The organism is Burkholderia aenigmatica, assembly GCF_902499175.1.
In the GTDB taxonomy this organism is placed as follows: Bacteria; Pseudomonadota; Gammaproteobacteria; order Burkholderiales; family Burkholderiaceae; genus Burkholderia; species Burkholderia aenigmatica.
Genome location: NZ_CABVQC010000052.1, coordinates 37,201 through 59,670 on the forward strand (window position 1 = coordinate 37,201; position 22,470 = coordinate 59,670).

The following is a 22,470-nucleotide window of genomic DNA, read 5'->3' on the forward strand; positions in this document are numbered from 1 at the left end:
GGCATCCGGTTCCGGACGGCGGCCCCGATCGGCACAACACGGAAGCGATATGAAAGCTTCCGCTGCCGCTTCGTCAGCGTAAAACCGCTCAGGATGCCTGCACGCCCGTGCGCACGCCGAAGTCCTCGCCCACGTGCGTGACGCGGCCGTCCATCATCGTCAGCGCGACGTCGATGCGGCCGATGTCGTACTGGCCGACCTCGAACAGGTCGTTTTCCAGCACGACGAGATCCGCGCGCTTGCCGGGCGTGAGCGAGCCGACCTCGTGCTCCATCCCGAGCTGGTACGCGCCGTGGATCGTGTACGCGGCGATCAGCTGCGGAATGCTCAGGCGCTCGGCGAGGTCCGGAAACACCGGCGCATCGGGCTCGCCCGCGAGCTGGCGCGTATGGCCCGACTCGATGTGTTCGAGCGGCTTGTGCTGGCAGCGGCACTGGCACGCGAGGCCGTCCATGCCGATCGACACCGTCACGCCTTCGTCGAGGAACGTGCGGAACTTGTACATGTTGCTCCAGCGCGCGTGGCCGTAGTGGTCGCGCAGCTGCTCGGTGTATGCGTCGACCACGCCCCACTGCAGCTGCGTGTTCGCCATCACGCCCGTGCGGCGGAAGCGCGGGATGTCGTCCGGATGCGTGAGGAACGCGTGCGTGATCACGTGGCGGCGGTCGCGCGGCGGGTTCGTGCGGTTGACCGCGTCGAAGCCGTCGAGCGCCATCCGCACCGCCGCGTCGCCCACGCAATGCACCATCACGTTCGCGTTCGCGCGATCGGCTTCGACGAGGTAGCGGTTGAACGTATCGGCCGGCATCGTCGGCGCGCCGCAGGTGTCGGGGCGGTCCGCGTACGGTTCGAGCAGGTAGGCGGTGTGGTTCGCCTCGGTGCCGTCGAGGAACAGCTTCAGCGCGCGCGCCTTCACGAGCGGCGAATCGTACTGCTCGCGGTATTTGACGAGCGTGCCGACCGGATCGTCGATCTCGCCGATCACCGCGACGCTGCCCACCACGCGCAGCTTCAGGTCGCCCGCGCGCTCCATCGTCTGCAGCGTCTCGTACAGCAGCGACTGGTCGCCGCTCGCGTCGAAGAAGCCCGCATCGAACACGGTCGTCACGCCGGCCGCGCACAGCTTCTTCTGCCACGGCGGGATCGATTTCAGGTACAGGTCGATGCCGGTCGGCAGCAGGCCGGCCGCGCTGATCCGCTGCAACACCAGCGAATACGCAGCGCCGTCGACGATCAGGCCGGTCGGCTCGCCGGTCACGGCGTCCTTCTCGAACCAGCTCGCGCCTTCCTGCACGGGCGGCGTCGATGCGTCGATGCCGGCGATCTCCAGCGCCTTCGAGTTCACCCACATCGAATGGAAATCGGTCGACAACAGGCACACCGGGCGATCCGCGCAGATCGCGTCGAGCGTCTCCTTGCGCAGCAGCGCCGGCGGAATCGTCGCCTGGATCCAGCCCATCCCGGTGATCGCCGGCTCGTCCGGATGCGATTCGACGTAGTCGCGCAGCGCGCCGAGCACCTTCTGCGGATCCTCGTAGTTCACGAACGCCTGGAACGCGAACGCGGTCGTCTCGAAGTGCCAGTGCGATTCGACGAAGCCCGGCAGCACGAGCCGGCCGGCCGCGTCGACGACCTTCGTGTCCGCGCCGATGTACGCCTGCACGGCCGCCGTATCGCCGACGTGGACGATCCGGCCGCCGCGCACGGCGACGGCCTGCGCCCAGGGCTTGTGCGGGTCGACGGTGTAGACCTTCGCGTTGGTGAGGATGAAATCCGCCGGCGTCGAATCTTTTGCGGCGTGCGTCGGTTGCATCTGCATGGCCTGTCCTTTCTGGTGATCAGGTTTTCGAAGTGCTTTCACTATAGGCAGACGATTCGCGCCGGTATGCCCCCCCGCCGCGGGGGCTCGGGCGAATTCCGGCCACCGCGCGCCCGTTCTTGTCGTCGTTTTGGGGACAACGCGCGAAATCCACCGCGCGAATCCGGTGAATTCCCGGCTGACGCGTGCACGGCGTTCGCGTAACGTCGCGCTGTCCCCTGCCCTCCACGCCCGACCATGCGACTTCTCCAGCCCGACCCCGCCGCCCGCGGCCACTACCTGATCGGCGTGCGCCCCGACACGCTCGGCGCCACGTTGCGCGCGGTCGGCACGCCGGATTTCGTCGGCGCGGTCACGGCGTTCGTCAACGACAGCATCGACGCCGACGCCGTGCACCTCGAACGCTGGCGAGCCGATACGGGCAGCACGTCCGGTTTCGTCGTCGAATGGCTCGGCAGCGGCAGCCTGCGTTTCGCGGCCGATACGCTGCGCGTGATGGATGTCTATTACCAGGACTACTGCCAGGTCGATCCGCTGGTCGCGCCGCTGCGCGGCAAGGCCGGCACGCTGCTGGTGCAGCGCCATGTCGACGGCATCGCGCAGGGCGAATTCCGCCGCCGGATCTTCGACGAGCCCGGCATCGCGCAGGAATGCCTGCTGGTGCACGGCAACGCGCACCTGCAGTACGCGCTCGGACTCGCGCGCACCGTCGGCCGGGCCGCGTTCACGACGGACGAGCTGTTCCACTTCCGGCAGATGGTCGACCTGCTGTTCCCGATGTTCGAGCTGCATGCGCGCACCTGCGCGGCGCGGCGCGTGGCGGCGGTGTCGGTGAATGCCGCGTCGCAGGCAGGCTTCGACGCGCGCCTCGAACGGCAGGACGTGCAGCTGTCGCGCCGCGAGCACGAGATCTGCCGGCTGATGCTGTGCGGGCGCTCGGTGCCCGAGGCCGCGCAGCAGCTCGACGTGAAGCTGTCGACGGCCGAGTCGTACGTGAAGCGCGCGTTTGCGAAGCTCGGCGTGCGCACGCGTCGAGAGCTGTTCGACTGGGTGCTGGTCGACTGCTGAACGCGTAGCGCGTGCTTATGCGGCCAGTGCGGCCGCCTTGATGTTGAACGCGCGTAGCAGGTCCTCGCAGAATGCGTCGACGATCGGCTTGTCGCTTGCGCTGCGCTTCATCGCGAGATGCAGCGGCACATCGAAGCTGAACGTCGTGCGGCCGACGGCCTTCACGAGCCCGCGCTGCTCGAACGGCTCCGCGTAATGCGCGGGCAGGTAGCCGAGATGGCCGCCTGACAGGATCAGGATCGTCGCGGCCTCGATGCTGTCCGCACTCGCGGTCACGCGCCGCTCGGGCAGCGGATACTGCTCCTCCGGCACCGGATAGGTGCGCCATACCCAGTCGTGAAGCTGCAGGTCGTCCGCCGTCACGGGCCGCGACGCATGGAACAGCGGATGCCCGCGCCCGCAATAAATCACCTGCTGCTCGGTAAAGAGCGGCGTGTAGAGCAGCCCCGGCACGCGATGCCAGAAATAGCCGATCGCGAGATCGAGCTGGTTGTTGACGAGGCTTTCCTCGAGTTCCTGCGGCGACGCGACCTTCATCGCGAACGTGACGGCCTGGTCGCGCTTGCGGAACGCGCCGATCGCGTCGGCCACGCGCGCGTTCTCGACGAGCGGCGCCTGGCCGATCAGGCCGATCGACAGCGTGCCGACCAGCTTGCGATCGATGTCGCGCACGCGCGCGACGAATTCGGAGGTCGCCGCGACGAGCGTGCGCGCGGTGGCCGCGAAGCGCTCGCCCTTCGACGTCAGGCGAAAGCCGCCACGCCCGCGATCGCACAGCTTGAAGCCGACGCGCGCTTCGAGCGCCGACAGCTGCGTGCTGATGGTCGACTGCCGAACGCCGAGCGACGCCTCGGCGGCCGTGATGCCGCGTGCGTCGACGACGGCCAGAAAGACCCGGATGAGCCGGAGATCGAGATCGGAGGTATTCGAGAACATGCTTCAAGCCGCTGCGCGTGTGCGCGTTACCCGGCCAGCCGGCACGATGCGCATCGCGCACCGCGCCTGCCGCCTGCGCCGATGAACCGAACCGGACGCGCGCCGCCATCGGCAGCGGCGCGCGTCGCCACCGTCATTCCGATACGACCGCGAGCGCGCGTTCCATCCCGAACACGGCCGGCCGCAGCCGCCGGTAGCAGAGGAACGCCACCGCGCACAGCACGATCGCCGCGATCAGCGCCGACTGCGTGCCCGCGCTCTCGATCAGCGAACCGCCCGCGACCGAGCCGACGCCATAGCCGAGCGCGACGCAGCCCGGCGACAGCGCGGCCGACTTGCCGACCAGGTCATACTGCGGAATCGTCGCGTAGATCAGCAGCGCGCCGCCGGTCCAGCAGCCGATGAAGACGATCGCGCCGAGCGTGAACGTCGCGGCCGATGCCGGCAGCGCGAGCAGCACGGCCGCAACCGCGCAGCCGCCGAGATTCACGAGCGCCCAGCGGCGCAGCCCCGCGCCCGCGCCGAGCTTCGGCATCGCCGCGCAGATCACGAGGCTCGCAATGTTAGCGATGCCGAGCACGAGCGACACCGACTTGCCGCTCAGGCCCGCCGTGGTACCGATCTTCTCGAGGAAGGTCCACACGACGCCGACGCCGCCGTACAGGGCGAGTTGCGCGCACAGCACCAGCATCGCGCCCTTGCGGTCGATGCGGCCGGCGACGCCGGCCGGCGCCGGTGAGGCCATCGTCTCGCCGCGGCGAAACAGCGGCGTCGCGACCACGAACATGCCGAGCACGCACGCAACGAAACCGAACACGCCGTGCGCACCCCACGTGTCGCTCAGCATCGGGAAGATGTAGGCGAGCAGCACCATGCTCCACGTCACCTGCCCCATCAGCATGATCCCGAGATTGCGTTCCGGTGCGCGCGAATACGACAGGTAGCGCAACGCGATGCCGTTCAGCCCGCCCGAGCCGACGCCCGCGATGAACTGCAACGCCGAATAGGCGACGAGCCCGTGCGTCGCGAGCGTGCCGAGGTTCGCGCCGGCCGCGAGCGTCACCGCACCCGCGAGCACCCACCGGACCGGCTGGCGGCCGAGCACGAATGCGACGAGCAGCGTGCCCGTCGATTCGCCGAGCACCTCGATGAAGCTCGACAGCCCGAGCGCCGCTTCGCCGAAGCCCCAATGACGCTCGACCTGCCCGACGATCGCGGGCAGGCCGAGGAAGACCGTCGGCCCGAGCATGCCGAGCAGCAGCATCACGACGACGAACAGCGCGTTTTCCTGTCGCGCCTCATCCTGCAGGTTGACTACATTCATCTGGTGTCTCTCTCCGTGTCCGCGGCGCGGACCGTCTCCTCTGGGGATCGTTTTGGGTGTCGCTACGACGCGGCGGCCCGGCGCGGGGCCGCCACGTCGCCGCTTACATCGGGAAGCCCATCGCCTTGATGCCGCTGATCCACGCGCGCTTCCAGCCGCCTTCCGCATCCGCGCCATCGAACGCATGGAACGTGATCTTCGCGGCCATCCAGCGCATCGGTTCCGGCGGGATGTAGCTCGGGCTCTGGTTCGCGATGTCGAGCTTGCGCTCGGGGCTGTCGCGATCGAACAGGATGTTCAGCCCCATGAATGCGCCGAACCGGCTCGCCGCGACGCCGAAGCCCGTATAGCCGGCGACGAACACGGCCTTGTCGCCGAGATAGCGCTTCGCGAACACCGAGCCGCGCGAGCAGTAGTCGATCGGCCCGCCCCACGCGTGCGAGAAGCGCACGTCGCACAGTTGCGGGAACGTGCGGTAGAACGCTTCCGCGAGCCGGTAGTAGGTTTCGCGCTGGCCGTCCTGGTGCGGTTCCGGATCGCCGTCGAAGTGATAGCTCACCAGCCCGCCGAAGATGATGTTGTTGTTCTTCGTCAGACGGAAATAGTTGAGCTGCGTGCGCGTGTCGTACACGCCCTGGCGATTCTTCCAGCCGATCCGCGCGAGCTGTTCGTCGGTGAGCGCCTCGGTTGCGAGCACGTGATCGCGCACCTGCATCACGCGACGGTTGATGTCGGGAATCCCGACTTTCGCGGTGCCGCTGCCGAACACGACGCGCGGCGCACGCACGCTGCCCTTCGGCGTCTTCACGAATACCGTGCTGCCTTCGTCGGTCACGGTCACGAGCGGCGTGTGTTCATACAGCTTCACGCCGAGCGACAGCGCCGCGCGCTTCAGCCCCCACGCGAGCTTCGCCGGGTGCACGATGCCGCTGCGGTTGCGCGACCACAGCGCGCCCGCGAACAGCGGCGAATTCAATTGTTCGAGCGTTTCCTCGCGATTCAGCAGCACGACGTTGTGGCCGTACTCGCGATGCAGGTCGTAATCGCCCTTCAGGTGCGCGATGTGCTCGGGATCGACCGCGACCGTCATCTCGCCGTTCCACTCGATGTCGGCGTCGATGTCGTATCGCTTGAGCGTGTCCTCGAAGCCGTCGAGGTTGTGATGGCCGAAGGCCTCGAGCTGCGCGATGTCGTTCGGGAACACGCGCACCGCGTTCGGCAGCCCGTGCATCACCGATGTCGAGATGATCCCGCCCGCACGGCCCGACGCGCCGTGCGCCACCTTGCCGGCCTCGATCAGCACCACGTTCAGGTGCGGCATCTGTTCCTTCGCCTGCACGGCCGCCCACAGCCCCGTGAAGCCGCCGCCGACGATCAGCAGATCGGCCGTCACGTCGCCGACGAGCTCCGGCTCGGTCGCAGGCGCCGCCGGGTTGTCGAGCCAGTACGGGAACAGCTTCGTATTCGCGAGCGCCGCCTCGACGCCCAGTGCGACCGGCGCGCCACGCATTGCGTGCGCCTGCACCGGCGCAGTCTCTCTTGCTTTGACTTCCATTTCCATGATCCCAGCCATCACACGCGAAAAACGAAACCGCCGCCGGGCGCGCGTCACACGGACGACGACACCACGGCGGCGGCTTCGGACATCACGACTTCTCGAGCAGCACGTAGAACTTCTTCGCGTCCTCGATCGTCTCCCAGCGGCCCGCGAAGCCGGCCGGCAGCAGGTAACCCTGGCCCGGCGTGAATTCCTTGCGGTTGCCTTCGACGTCGGTCAGCGCGATCCGGCCCTCGACGAGCCACACCGCCTCGTCGGCCGCGGTTTCCGGAAACTCCACCGAGCCGACCTTCCCTTCCCACCAGCCGATGATGTAGTTGCCGCTCTTGCCTTCCGCCGCGCGCCAGTCGCTTTCGTCCATCCCGAAGTCGAGCTTCGTGAATTCGCCGATACCTGCGCCGAGCGGCAGGATGTCCTTGATCAGTTTGGTCATCTGAATCTTCATCTCTTGATTGAAAAAAGCAGAGACAAAGTTACTCATTTACACTGCCCCGGTATGCCCCCCTTCGGGGGGGACAAGCGGTGTTTTCCGGGGCGAACGGGTCGACAGGACAACCGACGGTGTTTCCCCCTAATGACGTTTTCGGTTGCGAACGCTACAATCCGCCGGCTTTTCACCCGGGGAACCGCATGCTGCTCAACGTGAACCCCTTCCACCGCGACAACGACCGGTTCAACGTGTCGTTCAAGGCGCTGGGCGAGCTGATCGAGACGGTCGGCACACCGCACTTCGTGCCGCGCCTCACGCAACTGCTCAATGACGTGGTGCCGCTCGACGTCGCACACGTCGAACGTTCGCGCGTCGACGGCTCGATGCCCACAGGCTATCGATGCGAATGGATCGGCAGCAGCGGCATCGATACCGAATCCACCGAAATCTCCGATGTGATGACGCTCTACTACGAGCGCTTTCTCGACAGCGACCCGCTGTTCGCGGGGCTGCGCGGCAAGACCGGCACGATGCTCGTGGTGCGCGACATCGCCGCGATCCCGCCCGGCGAATTCCGTCAGCGCCTGTTCGACGACGTGCATATCGGCCATGAATGCGTGCTCGCACGCGGCACCCGCTATGCGCAGCATTCGATCGCGCTGGAGCGCGGCCGCGACCGGCCGCCGTTCACGCTCGCCGAGATGAACCGCTTTCGCAGCATCAGCGACATGCTGTTCCCGCTGCTCGAACTGCATGCGTCGACCACGGCCGCACGGCGCGTCGCGCACCCGACGCCCGAGGTCCATCCGCTCGCGCAGTTCGATACGCGAATCGCGGCCGATGGCGTAAAGCTGTCGAAACGCGAATACGAAACCTGCAAGCACCTGCTCTCCGGCAAGACCGTGCCCGAAACGGCCGAGATCCTCGGCGTGCGCGTCGCGTCGGCCGAGTCGTACGTGAAGCGCGCGTTCGCGAAGCTCGGCGTGCGCACGAAGCGCGAACTCGCCGCGTGGGGCTCGGCCACCACCGCGTTCCCTTCCGCCGGCTCGCACGACGGCACCGCGCCTCCGGCCATCCCGCGCTGACGCGACCCGGCCTCACCCGCGCGGCCGCGTTCGGTTGCGCCGCGTCGATGCGGCGGCGCCACTTGCATCGAGACCCGTCGATGTAAACGTTGCGACTTCAAAATCTTCGCGCGGGCGTTCTCCTCTACCATCGGCCGATCGCTTTACCTCAGAAAAAGGAGACGGCCCATGCCCCGCGAACTGAATCAACCGATGGGCGGCAATGAAATGCCGCGCTTTGGCGGCATCGCCACGATGATGCGGCTGCCGCAAGCCGCGACGACCGACGGCCTCGACGTGTGCTTCGTCGGCGTGCCGCTCGATCTCGGCACGTCGAACCGCTCGGGCTCGCGCTTCGGCCCGCGCCAGATCCGCACCGAATCCGTGCTGCTGCGCCCGTACAACATGGCCACGCGTGCGGCGCCGTTCGATTCGCTGCAAGTGGCCGACATCGGCGACGTCGCGACCAATCCGTACGACCTGAAGGACTCGGTGCGCCGCATCGAGGAGGCGTATGACGAGATCGTCGCGAACGGCTGCCGGCCGATCACGCTCGGCGGCGACCACACGATCGCGTGGCCGATCCTGCGCGCGCTGCACAAGAAGTACGGCAAGGTCGCCGTCGTGCACGTCGACGCGCACGCGGACGTGAACGACACGATGTTCGGCGAGAAGATCGCACACGGCACGCCGTTCCGCCGCGCGGTGGAAGACGGGCTGCTGCAATGCGACAAGGTCACGCAGATCGGCCTGCGCGGCACCGGCTACCACGCGGACGATTTCGACTGGTGCCGCCAGCAGGGCTTCACCGTCGTGCAGGCCGAAGAATGCTGGAACAAGTCGCTCGCGCCGCTGATGGCGCAGGTGCGCGAACGCGTCGGCGACACGCCCGTCTATCTGAGCTTCGACATCGACGGCCTCGATCCGTCGTTCGCGCCCGGCACCGGCACGCCGGAAATCGGCGGCCTCACCGTACAGCAGGGCCTCGAGATCGTGCGCGGGATGAAGGGCCTGAACATCGTCGGCGCGGACCTCGTCGAAGTCGCACCGCCGTACGATCCGACCGGCACCACCGCGCTCACGGGCGCGAACCTCGCGTTCGAGATGCTCTGCGTGATGCCGGGCGTCGCCTACCGCTAACCCGACCGACAGGATGACCCTCATGTCCACCGCCGAGCTTTCCCGTTCCACTGCCACGTTCGTGCTGCCCGCGGCGCACATCGCCGGCCAGCCCGTGCGCACGCAGGCCGACGCGCCCGGCGCGCCGATCTTCGACGCGTCGACGGGGGCTGCGATCGGCTGGCAGGAATTCGCGACGGCCGCGCACGTCGACGCCGCGGTGCGCGCCGCGCGCGATGCATTCGCCGGCTGGCGCGATACGCCGCCCGCCGAACGCGGCCGGATTCTCGCGACGATCGCCGAGCGCGTCGAAGCGTCGCGCGATCGCCTTGCCGCGCTGCAAATGCAGGTGAGCGGCAAGCCGCCGTTCGAGGCCGAGGCCGATGTCGCCGACGTCGCCGCCACGTTCGCGTACTACGCGAAGCTGTGCGAAGACCCGGCACTGTTCGCGGCGGAGCCGGTCGCGCTGCCGAGCGACGCCGTCACGGCCGAGCGCTTTTACGACTCCGTCGGCGTCGCGGCACTCGTCATGCCGTGGAACTTCCCGATGGTCACGACCGCGTGGAAGCTCGCGCCCGCGCTCGCGGCCGGCTGCGCGGTCGTGCTGAAGCCGTCCGAACTCACGTCGCCGACCGAACACGCGCTGCTCGAGATCGTCGCCGAAGCCGGCGTGCCAGCCGGCGTGGTCAACGTCGTGAACGGCGGCGCCGACGTCGGCGCGGCGCTGACCGCGCATCCGCTGATCGACAAGATCTCGTTTACCGGCAGCACGGCGGCCGGCCGCAAGGTCATGCAGGCCGCCGCCGTCGACATGAAGCGCGTGACGCTCGAACTCGGCGGCAAGTCGTCGCTGATCGTGCGCGACGACGCCGATCTCGACGTCGCGGTATCGCTTGCGGTTGCAGGCGCCTTCACGAACGCGGGCCAGATGTGCTCGGCCACCGCGCGCATCCTCGTGCACGACAGCGTGTACCGCAGCTTCATGGCCGCGTTCGAGACCGCCGTGCGCGCGCTCGTCGTCGCGCCGCCGGCTGCGGAGCAGGTCGCGATGGGGCCGCTGATCTCGGCCGCGCAGCGTACGCGCGTCGAAGCGATGCTCCAGCACGGCATCGATGCGGGCGCACGCGTCGCCTTCAGCGGCCGCGTAACGGATGCCGGCGGCGACGGCTTCTTCATGGCGCCCGTCGTGATCGCCGAGCCGGCCGCCGACAACCCGCTGTGGACCGACGAAGTGTTCGGCCCCGTCGCATGCGTGAAATCGTTCCGTACCGACGACGAAGCGATCGCGCTCGCGAACGACACACGCTACGGGCTCGTCGCAACCGTCGTGACGCGCGATGCGGAAATCGCGAAGCAATTCCAGCAGCGCGTGCGCGCGGGGCTCGTATGGATCAACGCGCCGCAGCTCATCTACCCGCACGTGTGCTGGGGCGGCTTCGGGCTCAGCGGCATCGGCCGCGAACTCGGCGTTGCAGGGCTGCGCAGCTATCAGGAATTGCGCCACGCGATGCGCGCGATCGACTGACCAGGGCGGCCGTTCAGGCCGTTGGCGGCACCGTGTCACGTGCACGGTGCCGTTTTTTTTTTGCCGATTGCCGGGGAGAGGCCCGGCAGCCGGCGTTTGTCAGCCATGCGTTTGCACGGCGCGTGCGCAACCGTCAATGCGACCGCGCCGCGGCGTGATCGTGCTCGCGCAGCTCGCCGGGAATCGCACACTCCGCGAGCCCGCCCGCGTCGATCCATGCGCGCGTGCGTTCCGCGGCCTTGTCGATCAGCTGCGCGCACTGCGAGTAATCGTATGACGAGACGTCGAGCGGACAGAGCGGCGGCACGACATGGATGTGCGCGTGTGCCGCGTACAGCGCCAGATCGCGCACCAGTTGCCGCGCGATCACAAGCGTCAGCGCGTGCGTCGCATGCGCGATCGGGCTGCGCGGCGGGACGCGCAACGCGCAGGCGAACCCGGCCGGCAGCACGACGATCCGCTTGACGCCAAGCGCAATCGCAACGGAGATCGGCGTATTGTTCGCGACGCCGCCGTCGACAAGCTCCACGCCGCCGATGCTGACCGACGGAAACACGCCGGGAATCGCCGTGCTGGCCTGCACGGCATCCACGACCGAGCCGGCGGACAGCACGACTTCGCGGCCATTCAGCACGTCGGTCGCGACGATGTGGAGCGGCAGCGCGGCCTGCTCGATCCGGCGGTACGGCAGATTCTTTTCCAGCAGCAGACGCAGCGCATCGGCGTCGACCAGATGCGGCCGGTTGCGCAGCAGCATCGCGATGATGCTGCGCAACGAGAATGGCATGACGTCCTGGCGGCGGATCCTGCACCACAGCGCGGCGAGCATCGCGACACCGTCCGCGTCCGGCCGGCCGGCGAAATAGGCGGCATTGATCGCGCCCGCCGACGCGCCGACGACGCAATCGGGCCGTTCGCCGCTCGCGACCAGCTCGCGCAGCATGCCGACCTCGATCGCGCCAAGACTGCCGCCGCCGGCGAACACGAAGGCGGTCGAGGGAGTGGGATCGGACGTCACGGTGCGCCCTCCTGCGGTTGGCTGCGACAGTGCTTTCACCATGATGGATCGTGCGGCGCCCCGGATGTCCTGATGAAAACCCTGCCGGCACGCGGATCCAGCCGGCGGCCGACGATGGACGAAACGGCCGGCGCCCGGGCCGCCGTGCTGCCCACGGCGCTCACGCGGCAGCAATAGGCGTACGCGCGATCACGCACGCGGGCCGGATGTGCGCGGCTACCGTGCATATCCTCGAGCCCGACAACGCGTACCTCCGCTTCACAGCCGCGTTCGGAACGGCCGTGAGCAACATCGACTGACCAGTCGGCCGTTCAGGCCGTTGACGGCACCGTGTCTCATCGACGGCGCCGTCTTTTTCTGCGCACGCGATATATTCCGTAGAATATATCGATACCTGCACTTCCGGAGACTCACCATGCCCCGCACGCCGACGGATCGCGCCCCGCAGCGCACCGCACGGGAACAGCCGCTCGCGCGCAAGATCCGCGCGCTCAGGCCGCTGTCGAGCGACGCGCGCGCGCAGCAGGTCACGGATGTCGTCGACGCGTTCCGGCGCCTGCGCGGCAGCATCGTGCGCTTCATCCTGATGTTCTCGGCCGCGCATGCTGACGACGCGCTGTCCGCCCTGGGCTTTCGTGACCTGTTGTCGACACTCGAAGACCATGCTCGCACCGCCCGCTTCACGCGCCTGCCCGAACTCGAACGGGCGATCGGCCACGCGCGCCGCCTCGAACGCACGCGCGACGACGTGTTCTCCGATTCGTTCAGCAACGACCCGGCCGCGATGCGCGACGCGGTCGCCGCACTGGAGCGTGTCGACCTGCTGTTCGTCGGGCTGTGCGTCGAGTACGTGATGGCGCGTCATGCGCCGGCATCGCTCCCCGTTTCGTCCGAGGCCCCGTCCGCACGATCGCTCACCGACCATTCAACCGCGCTCTGCTGACCGCGCGACGCGACCTTGCTCCGTGATTTCCCCGGAATTTCGTTCGTTATATTCCGTGGTATATTTCGCGCATCCGTCTCCGGCCCGACCACGCCGGACAGAGGTCAACATGCACGCTCCGCCCTTTCGCCTTGCCCGCACGGCGGATCTCTCGTCGCCCGGCGGTAACCTGCCCGCGGCAACCGGCACGCGGGTCGACGCATGCTGCGCGCCGTCACGCGCGCAACTGACCGAGCTGAAGCGCCGCGCGCGCCTGTCCGAGCTCGATGCGAACCTGCACTGCTCGATCATCGGCACCTGCCTGACCACGCACGAACTGCGCAGGCTCGTACCGAAGTTCACCGACCTCGACCGCCAGCACGCGACCGATCTCGACATCCATCACGCGGCCGTCGAGCTCGCGATCGGCGGCACGGCCGGCGCCAAGGCCTTGCACAAGGCGCTCGACGAGCGCTACGCCGGCGCGATCCGCGCATTCGACAGCGCGAAGGACGCGGACGAACTCCTCGCGCGCTGGAAGGAAGCGCTGAAGAGCGGCGACATTCCGCCCGCGTACTGGGCGCTGATGACGCATCCGCGCACGACGATGGGCGTGCGCCAGACCGCGTTCGGCGACCTGCACATGCTGTCGCACCTGGTCGGCGCGGCCAATCGCGCCGATATCCGGCGGCTGGTCGCGCTCGAGGAAGAGAATGCGGCGCTGCACGCGAAGCTCGAACGGCAGCAGGTGCGCCTGCACGACATGAGCACGCAGCACGACGCGGCGCTGCAGGAACGGGATGCCCTCGCCGCGCGCCAGCACGCGCAGCCGCTGGCGGCCGAAAGCGTCTTGCGCGACGAAGTACACGAACTGCGCGAAGCGCTGGCCGCACGCGACGAACGGCTCGCGCTGCACACGAGCCGCCGCGAAGCGGCCGAGCAGCGGATCGCCGCGGAACAGGCGAGCGCCCGCGCGATGCGCGCGCGGCTCGACGACCTGATGGCGATGGTGAAGACGCTGCGCGCCGAAGCGAGCGCGATCGAACAGGCGGTGCAGGCGTCGGCGGAAGACCCGGCCGAGCGCGCGGCCGATCCGCTGTCGATCCTTCAGGGCGCGCGTCTGGTGTACGTCGGCGGGCGCCCGGGCTCGAACCGGGCGATCAAGCGGATCGTCGAAACGGCGGGCGGCGACATGACGCTGCACGACGGCGGCATCGAGGATCGCAAGGGCCTGCTGGCCGCGGCGCTACCGGGCGCGCAGATGGTCGTGTTCCCGGTCGACTGTATCGACCACGATTCGATGAACCTGCTCAAGCGCATCTGCGAACGCCACCACATCGCGTACTACCCGTTGCGGACTGCGAGCGTCGCCAGCTTCGTCGAGCTGATCGGGCGGCTCGATGCGCAGGCGCGCGATGTGATGGCACCGGATGCCGTCACGGGCGACACGCCGCGCTTCTGCCTGCGGCACGGCTAGGGCCCGATTCGCTTCGTCGCTGTCCTTGCGCACTGCCCTTCATGGGCCAGTGAAAGCCCGCCGTTAGGCTCAACAGGCCTCCGGGCAAGCGCACATGCCGCGCATTTTCAGCGCCGCACCATTTTCGTGAGCGCGGTAATTTCGTCGGCGCAAGCCGCGTAAGCACGCGCCTCGATCTCGCGATAAAGGCGGATGATCTCCTCGCCGACCGGTGTGAGCACGCTGCCGCCGCCGCTCTGCCCGCCATGCTCGGACACCGTCGCCGGCGATTTCAGCGAGCGGTTCAGCTCGTCCATCAGCAACCACGCACGCCGGTACGACATCTTCAGGCTGCGCGCCGCCGCCGAAATCGAACCGTGCTCGCGCACGGCTTCGAGCAGCGCGACCTTGCCCGGGCCGAGCGCGATCGTGTCGGCCTGCTGGATACGCATCCTGAACCGCACCTCAGGCTTGGGGTGTGCCGGTGTCTTCATGTTGTCCCGCCCTTTGAACGATGCGGGCAAGCATACACGATGGCCGGTGCGGCGCACGCGGCCGCCTGCGTGCCGGCTCAGACCTCGAGCACGCGCGCAACGATGCCGGCCAGTCGCTTCACGTGGCGCGGTGCGGGCAGGAGGTCGGCGCCCGAGAACAGCAGCGGCGCGCCGTCGTCGATCGACAGCGGCGCGTCGCCGCATTCGAACGCGACGATCACGTGTTCGCCGACGGGCGTGTTGAACAGTTCATGCCAGGAAAACGTGACCGCGTAGCCGTCGTGCGCATGCGCGATGAACACCATGCGCTTGAAGTCGCCCGGCACGTCGCTGCGCAGCCCGGCTGCGTCGAGCAGGTCCTTCAGCCGCGCGCCACGATACGGCGCGACCGAGCGGATGAAGCGGTTCGTCGTGAAGCAGCGCAGGTCGAACGGCTCGGCCGTCGCGCTCGCGTGCCGGCGCAGGTCGTCGAGCGTCACCGTCATCGGCCGCACGAATGCGCCCGTCAGCACGATCGAGCCCGCCACCGCCTGATGCGCCGAAGGCGCCGCCGTCCCTGCCATCTCCATCGCCCGCCTCCATGACGGCCCGCCGGTAGGCGCGCCTGCGTTGTATCGATGGATATATTACGCCGCTAAAAAACCGGCCGACAGAATGCGCGCCGCATGGGCGGCATAACGGCGGCCGATCGTGCCCCACGCTGCGCAGCACTACGCCAGCACGATGTTCTTGATGACTTTCTTGAGGCTCTTGAAGCTGTCGACCGATTCCGCCTTCGAGTCCGTCACCAGCGCGCCGATCCGCGCCGGCTCGCAGAAGCTGATCCGGCTGTTCGTGCCGAGCTTGCTGAAATCGGCCAGGATCGCGACGTCCGCCGCGTTACTGACCATCGCGCGCGCCACTTCGGTTTCCATCCGGTCATAGTTGGTCGCACCTCGAACGGCATCGACGCCCACCGGCGACAGCAGCGCGAGATCGGCGCGATAGCGGAAGATTTCGGCAACCGTGCCGTCGCCGACGGTCGCGGCCGCGCGGCTGCCGATCATCCCGCCGAGCAGGATCGTTTCGTTATTCGCCTGCGCCGGGTCGCTCGACCGCATCTTCAGTGCGACGTCGATCGAGTTCGTGACGATCGTGAGGCCCGACAGCTTCGCCAGTTCCTCGGCCAGCAGCGTCGTGGTTGTGCCCGCGTCGATAAACAACGTCTGCGAGCCCGTGACCAGCCTGGCCGCCGCGCGGGCGATCGCCAGCTTCGCCTTCACGTGCGTCTGCGCGCGCTCGGCGATCGGCGCTTCGTCACCCACCTGCACCGCGCCGCCGTGTACGCGCTTCAGTTCACCGAGCGCCTCGAGGTCGACGAGATCGCGGCGCACGGTTTCCCGCGACACGTTCAGGTCGGCCATGATCCGGTCGGTGGAAACGCGCTGCATCTTCGATAACAGAAGCCGGATCCTCTGGTATCGCTCTTCTTGCCACATGGAATGTCCTCGGAATGAACGTCAATGTTATTCGAACGGCGAACTATGCTGCGCTCTCCTCCATCTTTTTGATGCCGACGAGGGTCTGCAGGGATTGACGGACCGCCTGGACCTCGCGGCTCGTCATCTTTGAAAACACCACGTGGATGCGGTCGTCATCGGGCGCGGCGTCGTCTTGTTCGATGATGAACTGGACGATGCGCGCCTGGTCGATGCCGGGCATCGCCTGCAGCGATGTCAGCTTCACGGCGCCGCGGCTCGCGAGGATGCGCACGCCCCAGCGCTGCCGCGCGGCGAAGAAGCGCTTCTCGATCGGCTTCAGGCCGGCCAGGATCGCGAGCACGATCGCCGTCGCGGCGATCGCAGCCACATACATGCCGCCACCCACGGCCAGCCCGACCGCCGCCACGACCCACAGGCTCGCCGCGGTCGTCAGGCCGCGGATGATCTCGCCACGCAGCATGATCGACCCGGCGCCGAGGAAACCGATGCCCGACACGACCTGCGCGGCGACGCGCGACGGGTCCAGCGACACGTTCTTCGCGTTCTGGATATCCGCGAAACCGAACGCCGACACGATCATCACGAGCGCGGCGCCCACGGCCACCAGCATGTGCGTGCGCAACCCGGCCGCCCACGACAGGCGCTCGCGCTCGATGCCGACGATGCTGCCGAGCAATGCCGCCAGCAACAGGCGAGAAATGATTTCCAGCTGACTGATCATGCGAGGTCTCCTTGCTTTGCCTGGTCTACCTGATGAGGCACGGCCCGCGTGGGCCGCCGCCCGATTCTTCCTGCCTTCGCCCGCCCGTTGCCAAGCCAGGTAACCGGTGAGTTGTATTTTTGTGTGATCTTGCGAATTTGTGCGTTCTAATATACGGTACGCAAAACTACAAAGCCAGACCCAAGTTCGTTTGTTTCACCCGATCAGCACGATCAATCGTCAGACCATTCAGGCAACACGATCCGGAACACTTGCTTAGGAGACCAACATGATGAAGAAGGCATGGATGCTGGCCGCAACACTGCTGGCAGCGCTGGCGACGGCCCCCGCTCACGCGTCGGAAGGCGACGTCTGCAAAAAGGTGACGCTCGGCGATGTCGGCTGGAGCGACATCGCAGCCACCACCGGCGTCGCGATGATGCTGCTCGACGGGCTCGGTTACGAGGCGACCAAGACGATCGCGTCGCCGCCGATCGTGCTCGCCGGCGTGAAGAAGGCACAGATCGACGCGTTCCTCGGCTACTGGGATCCGAGCATGACGCCGACGGTGAAGCCGTTCGTCGATGCCGGCGCCGTCCACCAGCTGCCGCAACCGAACCTGGTCGGCGCGCGCTATACGCTGGCCGTGCCGCAATACGCATCGGACAAGGGCCTCAGGAGCTTTGCCGATATCGCGAAGTTCCGCGACCAGCTCGACGGCAAGATCTACGGGATCGGTGCCGGCAACAACGGCAACGCGCTGATCCAGCGGATGATCGACAAGAACGAGTTCGGACTCGGCGGCTTCAAGCTGGTCGAATCGAGCGAGGCCGGGATGCTCGTCCAGGTCACGCGCGCGGTGCAGGAGCACCGGATGATCGTGTTCCTCGCGTGGGAGCCGCATCCGATGAACATCAACTACAAGATCGCCTATCTCGACGGCGGCGACGGCGTGTTCGGCCCGAACTACGGCTCGGCGAAGGTCTATACGCTCGTCACGCCCGGCTACCTCGAACGCTGCCCGAACGTCGGCCGGCTGCTGACCAACCTGAAGTTCACGACCGACGAAGAGAACCAGTTGATGGTGCCGATCATGAATCACGCGGATCCGGTCGCGGTCGCGAAGGAATGGGCGAAGAAGAACCCCGGCGTACTGACGAAGTGGCTCGACGGCGTCACGACCATCGACGGCAAGAACGCGAAAGACGCGATCGAGAAGCTCATCGGCGCATGAACACGCAACACAAGGAACCCCCCATGTACAAGAATCTCGCGCTGTTCGACCTCGACCACACGCTGCTGCCGCTCGACAGCGACCAGGCCTGGAGCCGCTTCATCACGCGAGTCGGCTGGCGGGAAGACGACGCGCATGTGGCGCTGATCGACGAGCACTACGGCCACTATGCGGCCGGCACGCTCGACATGGACGCGTATCTCGCCGTGACGCTCGCGCCGCTCACCCGCTATCCGCGCAAGGTACTCGAACGCTGGCATGTGCGATTCATGGACGAAGTGATTCGTCCGGCGATCACGCCACAGGCGCGCGAGCTGGTCGACCGCCATCGCGAGAACGGCGATCTCTGCTGCATCGTGACGGCGACCAACGTCTTCGTCACGCGGCCGATCGCAGCGGAATTCGGCATAGAGCACCTGCTCGGTATCGAGCTCGATACCGACGACGGCACGCCGGGCGGTGCATTTACCGGGCGCAGTACGGGCGTGCCGAGCTTCCGCGAAGGGAAGATCGTGCGCACCACCGAGTGGCTGGAATCACTCGGCTACGCGCCGTCCGATTTCGAGCGCACCTACTTCTACAGCGATTCGATCAACGACGTGCCGCTACTGGATTACGTCACGCATCCGGTCGCCACCAATCCCGACGCCAAGCTGTTGCACGTGGCAGGCACCCGCGGGTGGCCTGTCATGAAGTTGTTCTGATTCGGGCGCTATTCTCTGCGGTTCATTTTTCATGTCTGGAGGGGTAATGAAATACGGAGCACGCAGCAACCGTCCCGATCATTCAGGAATCCGATTCGAATCAGATAGAAAGCCAATCGTCAACTCGCGCCAGTCGGAAAGCCGCTTTCCGCACTGGCGCGGCGTTTTCATGATCGCGCTCCTGTGCACGCTGGCCGCTTGCGGCGATGGCGACTCGGGCACCGCGGCCAACGTGGCGGCCGCGCGTGCGGCCGCACCGGGCTCGGCGTCCACGCCCGTCCTGCACTGCGCGAGCGCGTGCCACTGACCGACGCCGGCCGCAAGGCCCGTCATCCAAGACAGAGAGCGATCATGCAAAACAAACCCACAACCCGACGTCAGTTCCTCGCCGATGCGTTGAAACTCGCCGGTGCCACCGCGATCACGGGCATGCTGCCCGACAGCATCGCGCGCGCGCAGGCCATTCCGGCGGCCACCGTCACCGGCACGATCCAGGACGTGAAGCACGTCGTGATCCTGATGCAGGAAAACCGTTCGTTCGACCACTACCTCGGCACGCTGGGCGGCGCGCGCGGCTTCGGCGATCCGCGGCCGGTCGTGATTTCGAGCGGGTATCCGGTGTGGCGCCAGCCCTGGATGCTGTCCTACGTGTTCCCGTTCAACCCGTCCCCGCCCTTCGGCACGGCGAACGGCGACACCTACTACGGCGACCTCCCTCACGACTGGGGCACCACGCACAGCGCCTGGAACAACGGCCGCTACGACAACTGGACCGGCGCGAAGACCAGCGGCACGATGTACTACTTCACGCAGAACGACGTCCCGTTCTACTACGCGCTGGCGAGCGCGTTCACGGTGTGCGACGACTACCACTGCTCGATGCTCGGCCCGACCGACCCGAACCGGCTGTATCTGTGGACCGGCTGCTGCGGCAACGTGCCGGGCTATTCGCCGTACACGGACAACACGATGACCGGCACCGGCTGGACGACCCTGCCGGAACGGCTGAACGCGGCCGGCGTCACGTGGAAGTTCTATCAGGACAAGGGCAACGGCCTGGATGCCGGCCATGCGTACGGCAATTCCAACAGCGCCGGCAGCACGCTGTGGTGGAACGGGAACTACGGCGACAACATCGTCCTCAACTTCAAGCAGTACCAGAACCTCGGCGCCAACGATCCGCTGGCGCCCGCGCTCAACGGCACGCAGATCGACCCGAGCGGCGGTGGCAAGGAATACGACACGAACCTGTTCAGCCAGCTGCAGGCCGACGTCGCGAACGACACGTTGCCGCAAGTGTCGTGGATCGCCGCGCCTTACGCGTACTGCGAGCATCCGTCGTGGGCCGCGAGCGGCGGCGAATGGTACGTGAGCAACGTGCTGAATGCGCTGACCTCGAATCCGAAGGTCTGGGCCAGCACGGTCCTGCTCGTGATGTACGACGAGAACGACGGCCTGTTCGATCACGTGCCGCCCGCCGTCCCGGCCAGCTCCGCGGCCGGCACCGGGCGGTCGACCGTCTCGACGGCCGCGGAATTCGTCGCCAGCAGCGGCAACGCATCGGACGGCTCGGCGAGCGGCGACGTGCCGATCGGGCTCGGGCCGCGCGTGCCGATGTTCGTGATCTCGCCGTGGTCGAAGGGCGGCAAGGTGAATTCGCAGGTCTTCGATCACACGTCGGTGGTCCGGTTCCTGGAAGCGCGCTTCGGGTTTCAGGAAACCAACATCTCGCCGTGGCGACGCGCGGTGTGCGGCGACCTGACGTCGGCCTTCGATTTCTCGAACGCCGACCAGACCGTGCCCGCGATCCAGCCGCCGGCGAGCAACATGAACCCGAACGGCCCGGCCGTCCTGATCCCCTACCCGACCACCACCGCGGTGCCGGCGCAGACCGCCGGCCGCAGCACGGCCTGCCGCCTGCCCTACGAGTTCTTCGTGCAAGGCAAGGTCAACCGTGCCGGCAACGCGCTGGCGCTGACGATGACCAACACCGGCACCGCGGGCGTGCACCTGCAGGCGTGGGTCGACGGCACGAGCACGATCCCCCGGCATTACACGATCGCGGCCGGCGCGACCCAGTGCGCGAACCTGTCGGATTCGCTCGCGCTGAATTGCGGTGGCAGTTACGACTATTCGGTCTACGGGCCGAACGGCTTCCTGCAGACGTTCCGCGGCAGCATCGGTTCGTCCGGCAACACGGGATCGAGCGCCGAAATCAGCCTGTGCTACGACGTCGCGAACGGCAACGTGCAGATCACGCTCGACAACTCCGCAGGGTCCAGCGCGACGACGTTCCAGCTCACCGACAACGCCTACGGGATGAACACGAGGCAGTCGTTCACCGTCGCGGCCGGCGCGACGCAAGCCGTCACGTGGTACGGCGACGGCGGCTGGTACGACGCCAGCATCCGCGATGCGAACGATCCGAACTTCCTGCGCCGCGTGGCCGGCTGCGTGCAGACGCAATCCGGCGCGCTGCTCACGGATTCGGCGATCGGCAATACCGGCAAGCAGTTCGTCGCGTCGCTCGCGTCGCAGGGCTCGACGTTCGGCACGCTGCGCTTCGACTACGTCGCGCCGCCGTGGAGCCACAGCCCGAAGAACTGGGTAGGCATCTTTGCGCATGGGGCGCAGCCGACCAAGGGCAGCTACAAATCGTGGGCGTACCTGCCGAAGAGCACCGGCTCGCTGCTGTTCTCGTCAACGGCCAACAGTACGCTGGCGTCGGGGCAGTACGATGCGTGGTACCTGTTCGACGATGGCTACACGCCGCTCGCGGGCCCCGTCACGATCAACATCTGACGGCCTGGCCAGACCGTGCCGGCCGCCCGCATGGGGCCGGCACTCACTCCGGCGTGACGTACCACGTTGCACCCGAATGCTTTTCCAGCCGATGGGGATGCGTTATACGAGCAGATCCTCGTAGAACGCGCCGAACGGCCGTGTCGGGTGCGCGATCTGGATTTCGAGGATCCACAGCCCGGCCGCCGGCGCGGCATCGAAGTCACCGAGATTGCCGGCCTTGTAGATCGCGTGCGGAAAGTCGCTGACGCGATGCCCCTTGATGTCGACGTTCAGCCGGAAGCCGTGCGCGTCGGCGCGTTGCGCGGCGAATTCGTACAGCGCGATACCCGCGCAGCCGGTGGTGCGCCAGTGACGTTCGACTTCGTCGTAGATCGCGCGCGCCGCACGCGCACACGCATGCATGTCGGGATCGTCGCCGCACACGAACGTCGCGCCCGCGTCGCCCTCATGCTTCGCCCACACCGCGCCCAGGTCGATGAAGAAGATGTCGTCCGCGGCGAGGACGGGGTCCGCCACCGAGCGCTCCTTGAACGTGCGCAGCGTGTTTTCCCCGAAGCGGACGAGCACCGGATGCCAGATCCGGTCCATCCCGAGATCCTTCAGCACGCTCAGCCCCAGCGCGTTCGCCTCCGATTCCCGCATGCCGGGCCGGATGCCCGCGGCGATCGCGTCGACGGCCTGCCATGTCATGGTTCTTGCGTGCTGCATCGCGTCGAGCGAAAAGGCTTCGCCGACGGCTTCGCGGTGCATCGAATTCAAGATGGTGCTCCCGTACGGGTGAAAGGGGGTGGGTTCCGTCGTTCGTCGTTTCGA

The 22,470-nt window shown here is 67.3% G+C and carries 21 protein-coding genes; 10 read left to right on the forward strand and 11 right to left on the reverse strand.

Annotated elements, in window-relative coordinates; genetic code table 11:
* Positions 1-88: 88 nt before the first annotated feature.
* On the reverse strand, positions 89-1,819 hold the full coding sequence (locus BDO18943_RS29925) for an amidohydrolase (protein WP_175025113.1): 1,731 nt from the start codon (positions 1,817-1,819) through the stop codon (positions 89-91).
* Positions 1,820-2,056: 237 nt separating this feature from the next.
* On the opposite strand from BDO18943_RS29925, the gene BDO18943_RS29930 reads away from it, so the two are divergent.
* Complete coding sequence (locus BDO18943_RS29930; protein WP_175025114.1) at positions 2,057-2,887, forward strand: helix-turn-helix transcriptional regulator; 831 nt, start codon at positions 2,057-2,059, stop codon at positions 2,885-2,887.
* 15 nt (positions 2,888-2,902) lie between these two features.
* On the opposite strand, the gene BDO18943_RS29935 is transcribed toward BDO18943_RS29930, so the two are convergent.
* The 4 genes from BDO18943_RS29935 to BDO18943_RS29950 all read right to left on the reverse strand — a co-directional run bounded on the left by BDO18943_RS29935 (position 2,903) and on the right by BDO18943_RS29950 (position 7,138).
* Positions 2,903-3,823 (reverse strand): LysR family transcriptional regulator, encoded by a 921-nt coding sequence (locus BDO18943_RS29935; protein ID WP_039353976.1) that lies wholly within the window; start codon positions 3,821-3,823, stop codon positions 2,903-2,905.
* Between the two features lie 133 nt (positions 3,824-3,956).
* Positions 3,957-5,147, reverse strand: coding sequence for an MFS transporter (locus BDO18943_RS29940; protein WP_175025115.1), 1,191 nt, complete (start codon positions 5,145-5,147; stop codon positions 3,957-3,959).
* A gap of 103 nt (positions 5,148-5,250) precedes the next feature.
* Positions 5,251-6,708: an NAD(P)/FAD-dependent oxidoreductase gene (locus tag BDO18943_RS29945; protein WP_175025116.1), complete on the reverse strand. Its 1,458-nt coding sequence runs from the start codon at positions 6,706-6,708 to the stop codon at positions 5,251-5,253.
* An 85-nt stretch (positions 6,709-6,793) separates the two neighbouring features.
* Positions 6,794-7,138, reverse strand: a complete 345-nt coding sequence (locus BDO18943_RS29950; protein ID WP_011356376.1) for a cupin domain-containing protein — start codon at positions 7,136-7,138, stop codon at positions 6,794-6,796.
* 197 nt (positions 7,139-7,335) lie between these two features.
* Here BDO18943_RS29950 and BDO18943_RS29955 point away from each other — a divergent pair, with 197 nt between their 5' ends.
* The 3 genes from BDO18943_RS29955 (at position 7,336) to BDO18943_RS29965 (ending at position 10,843) form a co-directional block, all read left to right on the forward strand.
* Entirely contained in the window at positions 7,336-8,220 is an 885-nt protein-coding gene (locus tag BDO18943_RS29955; protein ID WP_089453829.1) for a helix-turn-helix transcriptional regulator, read from the forward strand.
* A gap of 168 nt (positions 8,221-8,388) precedes the next feature.
* Positions 8,389-9,339 (forward strand): agmatinase, encoded by a 951-nt coding sequence (gene speB, locus BDO18943_RS29960; RefSeq protein WP_043178716.1) that lies wholly within the window; start codon positions 8,389-8,391, stop codon positions 9,337-9,339.
* Positions 9,340-9,361: 22 nt separating this feature from the next.
* On the forward strand, positions 9,362-10,843 hold the full coding sequence (locus BDO18943_RS29965) for an aldehyde dehydrogenase family protein (RefSeq protein WP_175025117.1): 1,482 nt from the start codon (positions 9,362-9,364) through the stop codon (positions 10,841-10,843).
* Between the two features lie 133 nt (positions 10,844-10,976).
* Here BDO18943_RS29965 and BDO18943_RS29970 read toward each other — a convergent pair whose 3' ends face one another.
* The gene (locus BDO18943_RS29970) at positions 10,977-11,861 is read right to left on the reverse strand and encodes a patatin-like phospholipase family protein (RefSeq protein WP_043179234.1); all 885 of its coding nucleotides are present in this window, start codon (positions 11,859-11,861) and stop codon (positions 10,977-10,979) included.
* 415 nt (positions 11,862-12,276) lie between these two features.
* Here BDO18943_RS29970 and BDO18943_RS29975 point away from each other — a divergent pair, with 415 nt between their 5' ends.
* Together BDO18943_RS29975 and BDO18943_RS29980 are read left to right on the forward strand one after the other, a co-directional pair.
* Positions 12,277-12,804, forward strand: a complete 528-nt coding sequence (locus BDO18943_RS29975; RefSeq protein ID WP_175025118.1) for a hypothetical protein — start codon at positions 12,277-12,279, stop codon at positions 12,802-12,804.
* Between the two features lie 109 nt (positions 12,805-12,913).
* On the forward strand, positions 12,914-14,260 hold the full coding sequence (locus tag BDO18943_RS29980; protein WP_175025119.1) for a DUF2325 domain-containing protein: 1,347 nt from the start codon (positions 12,914-12,916) through the stop codon (positions 14,258-14,260).
* A 107-nt stretch (positions 14,261-14,367) separates the two neighbouring features.
* On the opposite strand, the gene BDO18943_RS29985 is transcribed toward BDO18943_RS29980, so the two are convergent.
* From BDO18943_RS29985 to BDO18943_RS30000, 4 genes are all read right to left on the reverse strand, one after another.
* A complete protein-coding gene (locus tag BDO18943_RS29985) occupies positions 14,368-14,733 on the reverse strand; it encodes a winged helix-turn-helix domain-containing protein (RefSeq protein WP_230624112.1) in 366 nt (121 codons plus the stop codon).
* Between the two features lie 77 nt (positions 14,734-14,810).
* Positions 14,811-15,302, reverse strand: coding sequence for a molybdopterin-dependent oxidoreductase (locus BDO18943_RS29990; RefSeq protein ID WP_175025120.1), 492 nt, complete (start codon positions 15,300-15,302; stop codon positions 14,811-14,813).
* Positions 15,303-15,443: 141 nt separating this feature from the next.
* On the reverse strand, positions 15,444-16,211 hold the full coding sequence (locus BDO18943_RS29995) for a DeoR/GlpR family DNA-binding transcription regulator (protein ID WP_043178726.1): 768 nt from the start codon (positions 16,209-16,211) through the stop codon (positions 15,444-15,446).
* Between the two features lie 43 nt (positions 16,212-16,254).
* Entirely contained in the window at positions 16,255-16,935 is a 681-nt protein-coding gene (locus BDO18943_RS30000) for an MgtC/SapB family protein (protein WP_175025121.1), read from the reverse strand.
* A 268-nt stretch (positions 16,936-17,203) separates the two neighbouring features.
* Between BDO18943_RS30000 and BDO18943_RS30005 the strand changes: the two genes are divergently transcribed.
* From BDO18943_RS30005 to BDO18943_RS30020, 4 genes are all read left to right on the forward strand, one after another.
* Entirely contained in the window at positions 17,204-18,148 is a 945-nt protein-coding gene (locus BDO18943_RS30005; protein WP_175025122.1) for a choline ABC transporter substrate-binding protein, read from the forward strand.
* Positions 18,149-18,171: 23 nt separating this feature from the next.
* A complete protein-coding gene (locus BDO18943_RS30010; protein WP_175025123.1) occupies positions 18,172-18,852 on the forward strand; it encodes an HAD family hydrolase in 681 nt (226 codons plus the stop codon).
* Positions 18,853-19,021: 169 nt separating this feature from the next.
* The gene (locus BDO18943_RS42785) at positions 19,022-19,159 is read left to right on the forward strand and encodes a hypothetical protein (protein ID WP_226127085.1); all 138 of its coding nucleotides are present in this window, start codon (positions 19,022-19,024) and stop codon (positions 19,157-19,159) included.
* A 44-nt stretch (positions 19,160-19,203) separates the two neighbouring features.
* Positions 19,204-21,654, forward strand: coding sequence for a phosphocholine-specific phospholipase C (locus tag BDO18943_RS30020; protein WP_175025125.1), 2,451 nt, complete (start codon positions 19,204-19,206; stop codon positions 21,652-21,654).
* Positions 21,655-21,756: 102 nt separating this feature from the next.
* Here the strand turns inward: BDO18943_RS30020 and BDO18943_RS30025 are convergent, their stop codons facing one another.
* Complete coding sequence (locus BDO18943_RS30025; protein WP_175025126.1) at positions 21,757-22,416, reverse strand: M24 family metallopeptidase; 660 nt, start codon at positions 22,414-22,416, stop codon at positions 21,757-21,759.
* Positions 22,417-22,470: the final 54 nt, after the last annotated feature.

What these genes read in the sequence shown, in the direction of transcription:
- BDO18943_RS29925 (WP_175025113.1), bottom strand. Translation starts at nt 1,819, where the DNA reads ATGCAGATGCAACCGACGCACGCCGCAAAAGATTCGACGCCGGCGGAT.
- BDO18943_RS29965 (WP_175025117.1), top strand. Translation starts at nt 9,362, where the DNA reads ATGTCCACCGCCGAGCTTTCCCGTTCCACTGCCACGTTCGTGCTGCCC.
- BDO18943_RS29950 (WP_011356376.1), bottom strand. Translation starts at nt 7,138, where the DNA reads ATGACCAAACTGATCAAGGACATCCTGCCGCTCGGCGCAGGTATCGGC.
- BDO18943_RS29945 (WP_175025116.1), bottom strand. Translation starts at nt 6,708, where the DNA reads ATGGAAATGGAAGTCAAAGCAAGAGAGACTGCGCCGGTGCAGGCGCAC.
- BDO18943_RS30010 (WP_175025123.1), top strand. Translation starts at nt 18,172, where the DNA reads ATGTACAAGAATCTCGCGCTGTTCGACCTCGACCACACGCTGCTGCCG.
- BDO18943_RS29985 (WP_230624112.1), bottom strand. Translation starts at nt 14,733, where the DNA reads ATGAAGACACCGGCACACCCCAAGCCTGAGGTGCGGTTCAGGATGCGT.
- BDO18943_RS42785 (WP_226127085.1), top strand. Translation starts at nt 19,022, where the DNA reads ATGATCGCGCTCCTGTGCACGCTGGCCGCTTGCGGCGATGGCGACTCG.
- BDO18943_RS29940 (WP_175025115.1), bottom strand. Translation starts at nt 5,147, where the DNA reads ATGAATGTAGTCAACCTGCAGGATGAGGCGCGACAGGAAAACGCGCTG.
- BDO18943_RS29930 (WP_175025114.1), top strand. Translation starts at nt 2,057, where the DNA reads ATGCGACTTCTCCAGCCCGACCCCGCCGCCCGCGGCCACTACCTGATC.
- BDO18943_RS29995 (WP_043178726.1), bottom strand. Translation starts at nt 16,211, where the DNA reads ATGTGGCAAGAAGAGCGATACCAGAGGATCCGGCTTCTGTTATCGAAG.
- BDO18943_RS30005 (WP_175025122.1), top strand. Translation starts at nt 17,204, where the DNA reads ATGATGAAGAAGGCATGGATGCTGGCCGCAACACTGCTGGCAGCGCTG.
- BDO18943_RS29975 (WP_175025118.1), top strand. Translation starts at nt 12,277, where the DNA reads ATGCCCCGCACGCCGACGGATCGCGCCCCGCAGCGCACCGCACGGGAA.
- BDO18943_RS29935 (WP_039353976.1), bottom strand. Translation starts at nt 3,823, where the DNA reads ATGTTCTCGAATACCTCCGATCTCGATCTCCGGCTCATCCGGGTCTTT.
- speB (WP_043178716.1), top strand. Translation starts at nt 8,389, where the DNA reads ATGCCCCGCGAACTGAATCAACCGATGGGCGGCAATGAAATGCCGCGC.
- BDO18943_RS30020 (WP_175025125.1), top strand. Translation starts at nt 19,204, where the DNA reads ATGCAAAACAAACCCACAACCCGACGTCAGTTCCTCGCCGATGCGTTG.
- BDO18943_RS29990 (WP_175025120.1), bottom strand. Translation starts at nt 15,302, where the DNA reads ATGGAGATGGCAGGGACGGCGGCGCCTTCGGCGCATCAGGCGGTGGCG.
- BDO18943_RS29955 (WP_089453829.1), top strand. Translation starts at nt 7,336, where the DNA reads ATGCTGCTCAACGTGAACCCCTTCCACCGCGACAACGACCGGTTCAAC.
- BDO18943_RS30000 (WP_175025121.1), bottom strand. Translation starts at nt 16,935, where the DNA reads ATGATCAGTCAGCTGGAAATCATTTCTCGCCTGTTGCTGGCGGCATTG.
- BDO18943_RS29980 (WP_175025119.1), top strand. Translation starts at nt 12,914, where the DNA reads ATGCACGCTCCGCCCTTTCGCCTTGCCCGCACGGCGGATCTCTCGTCG.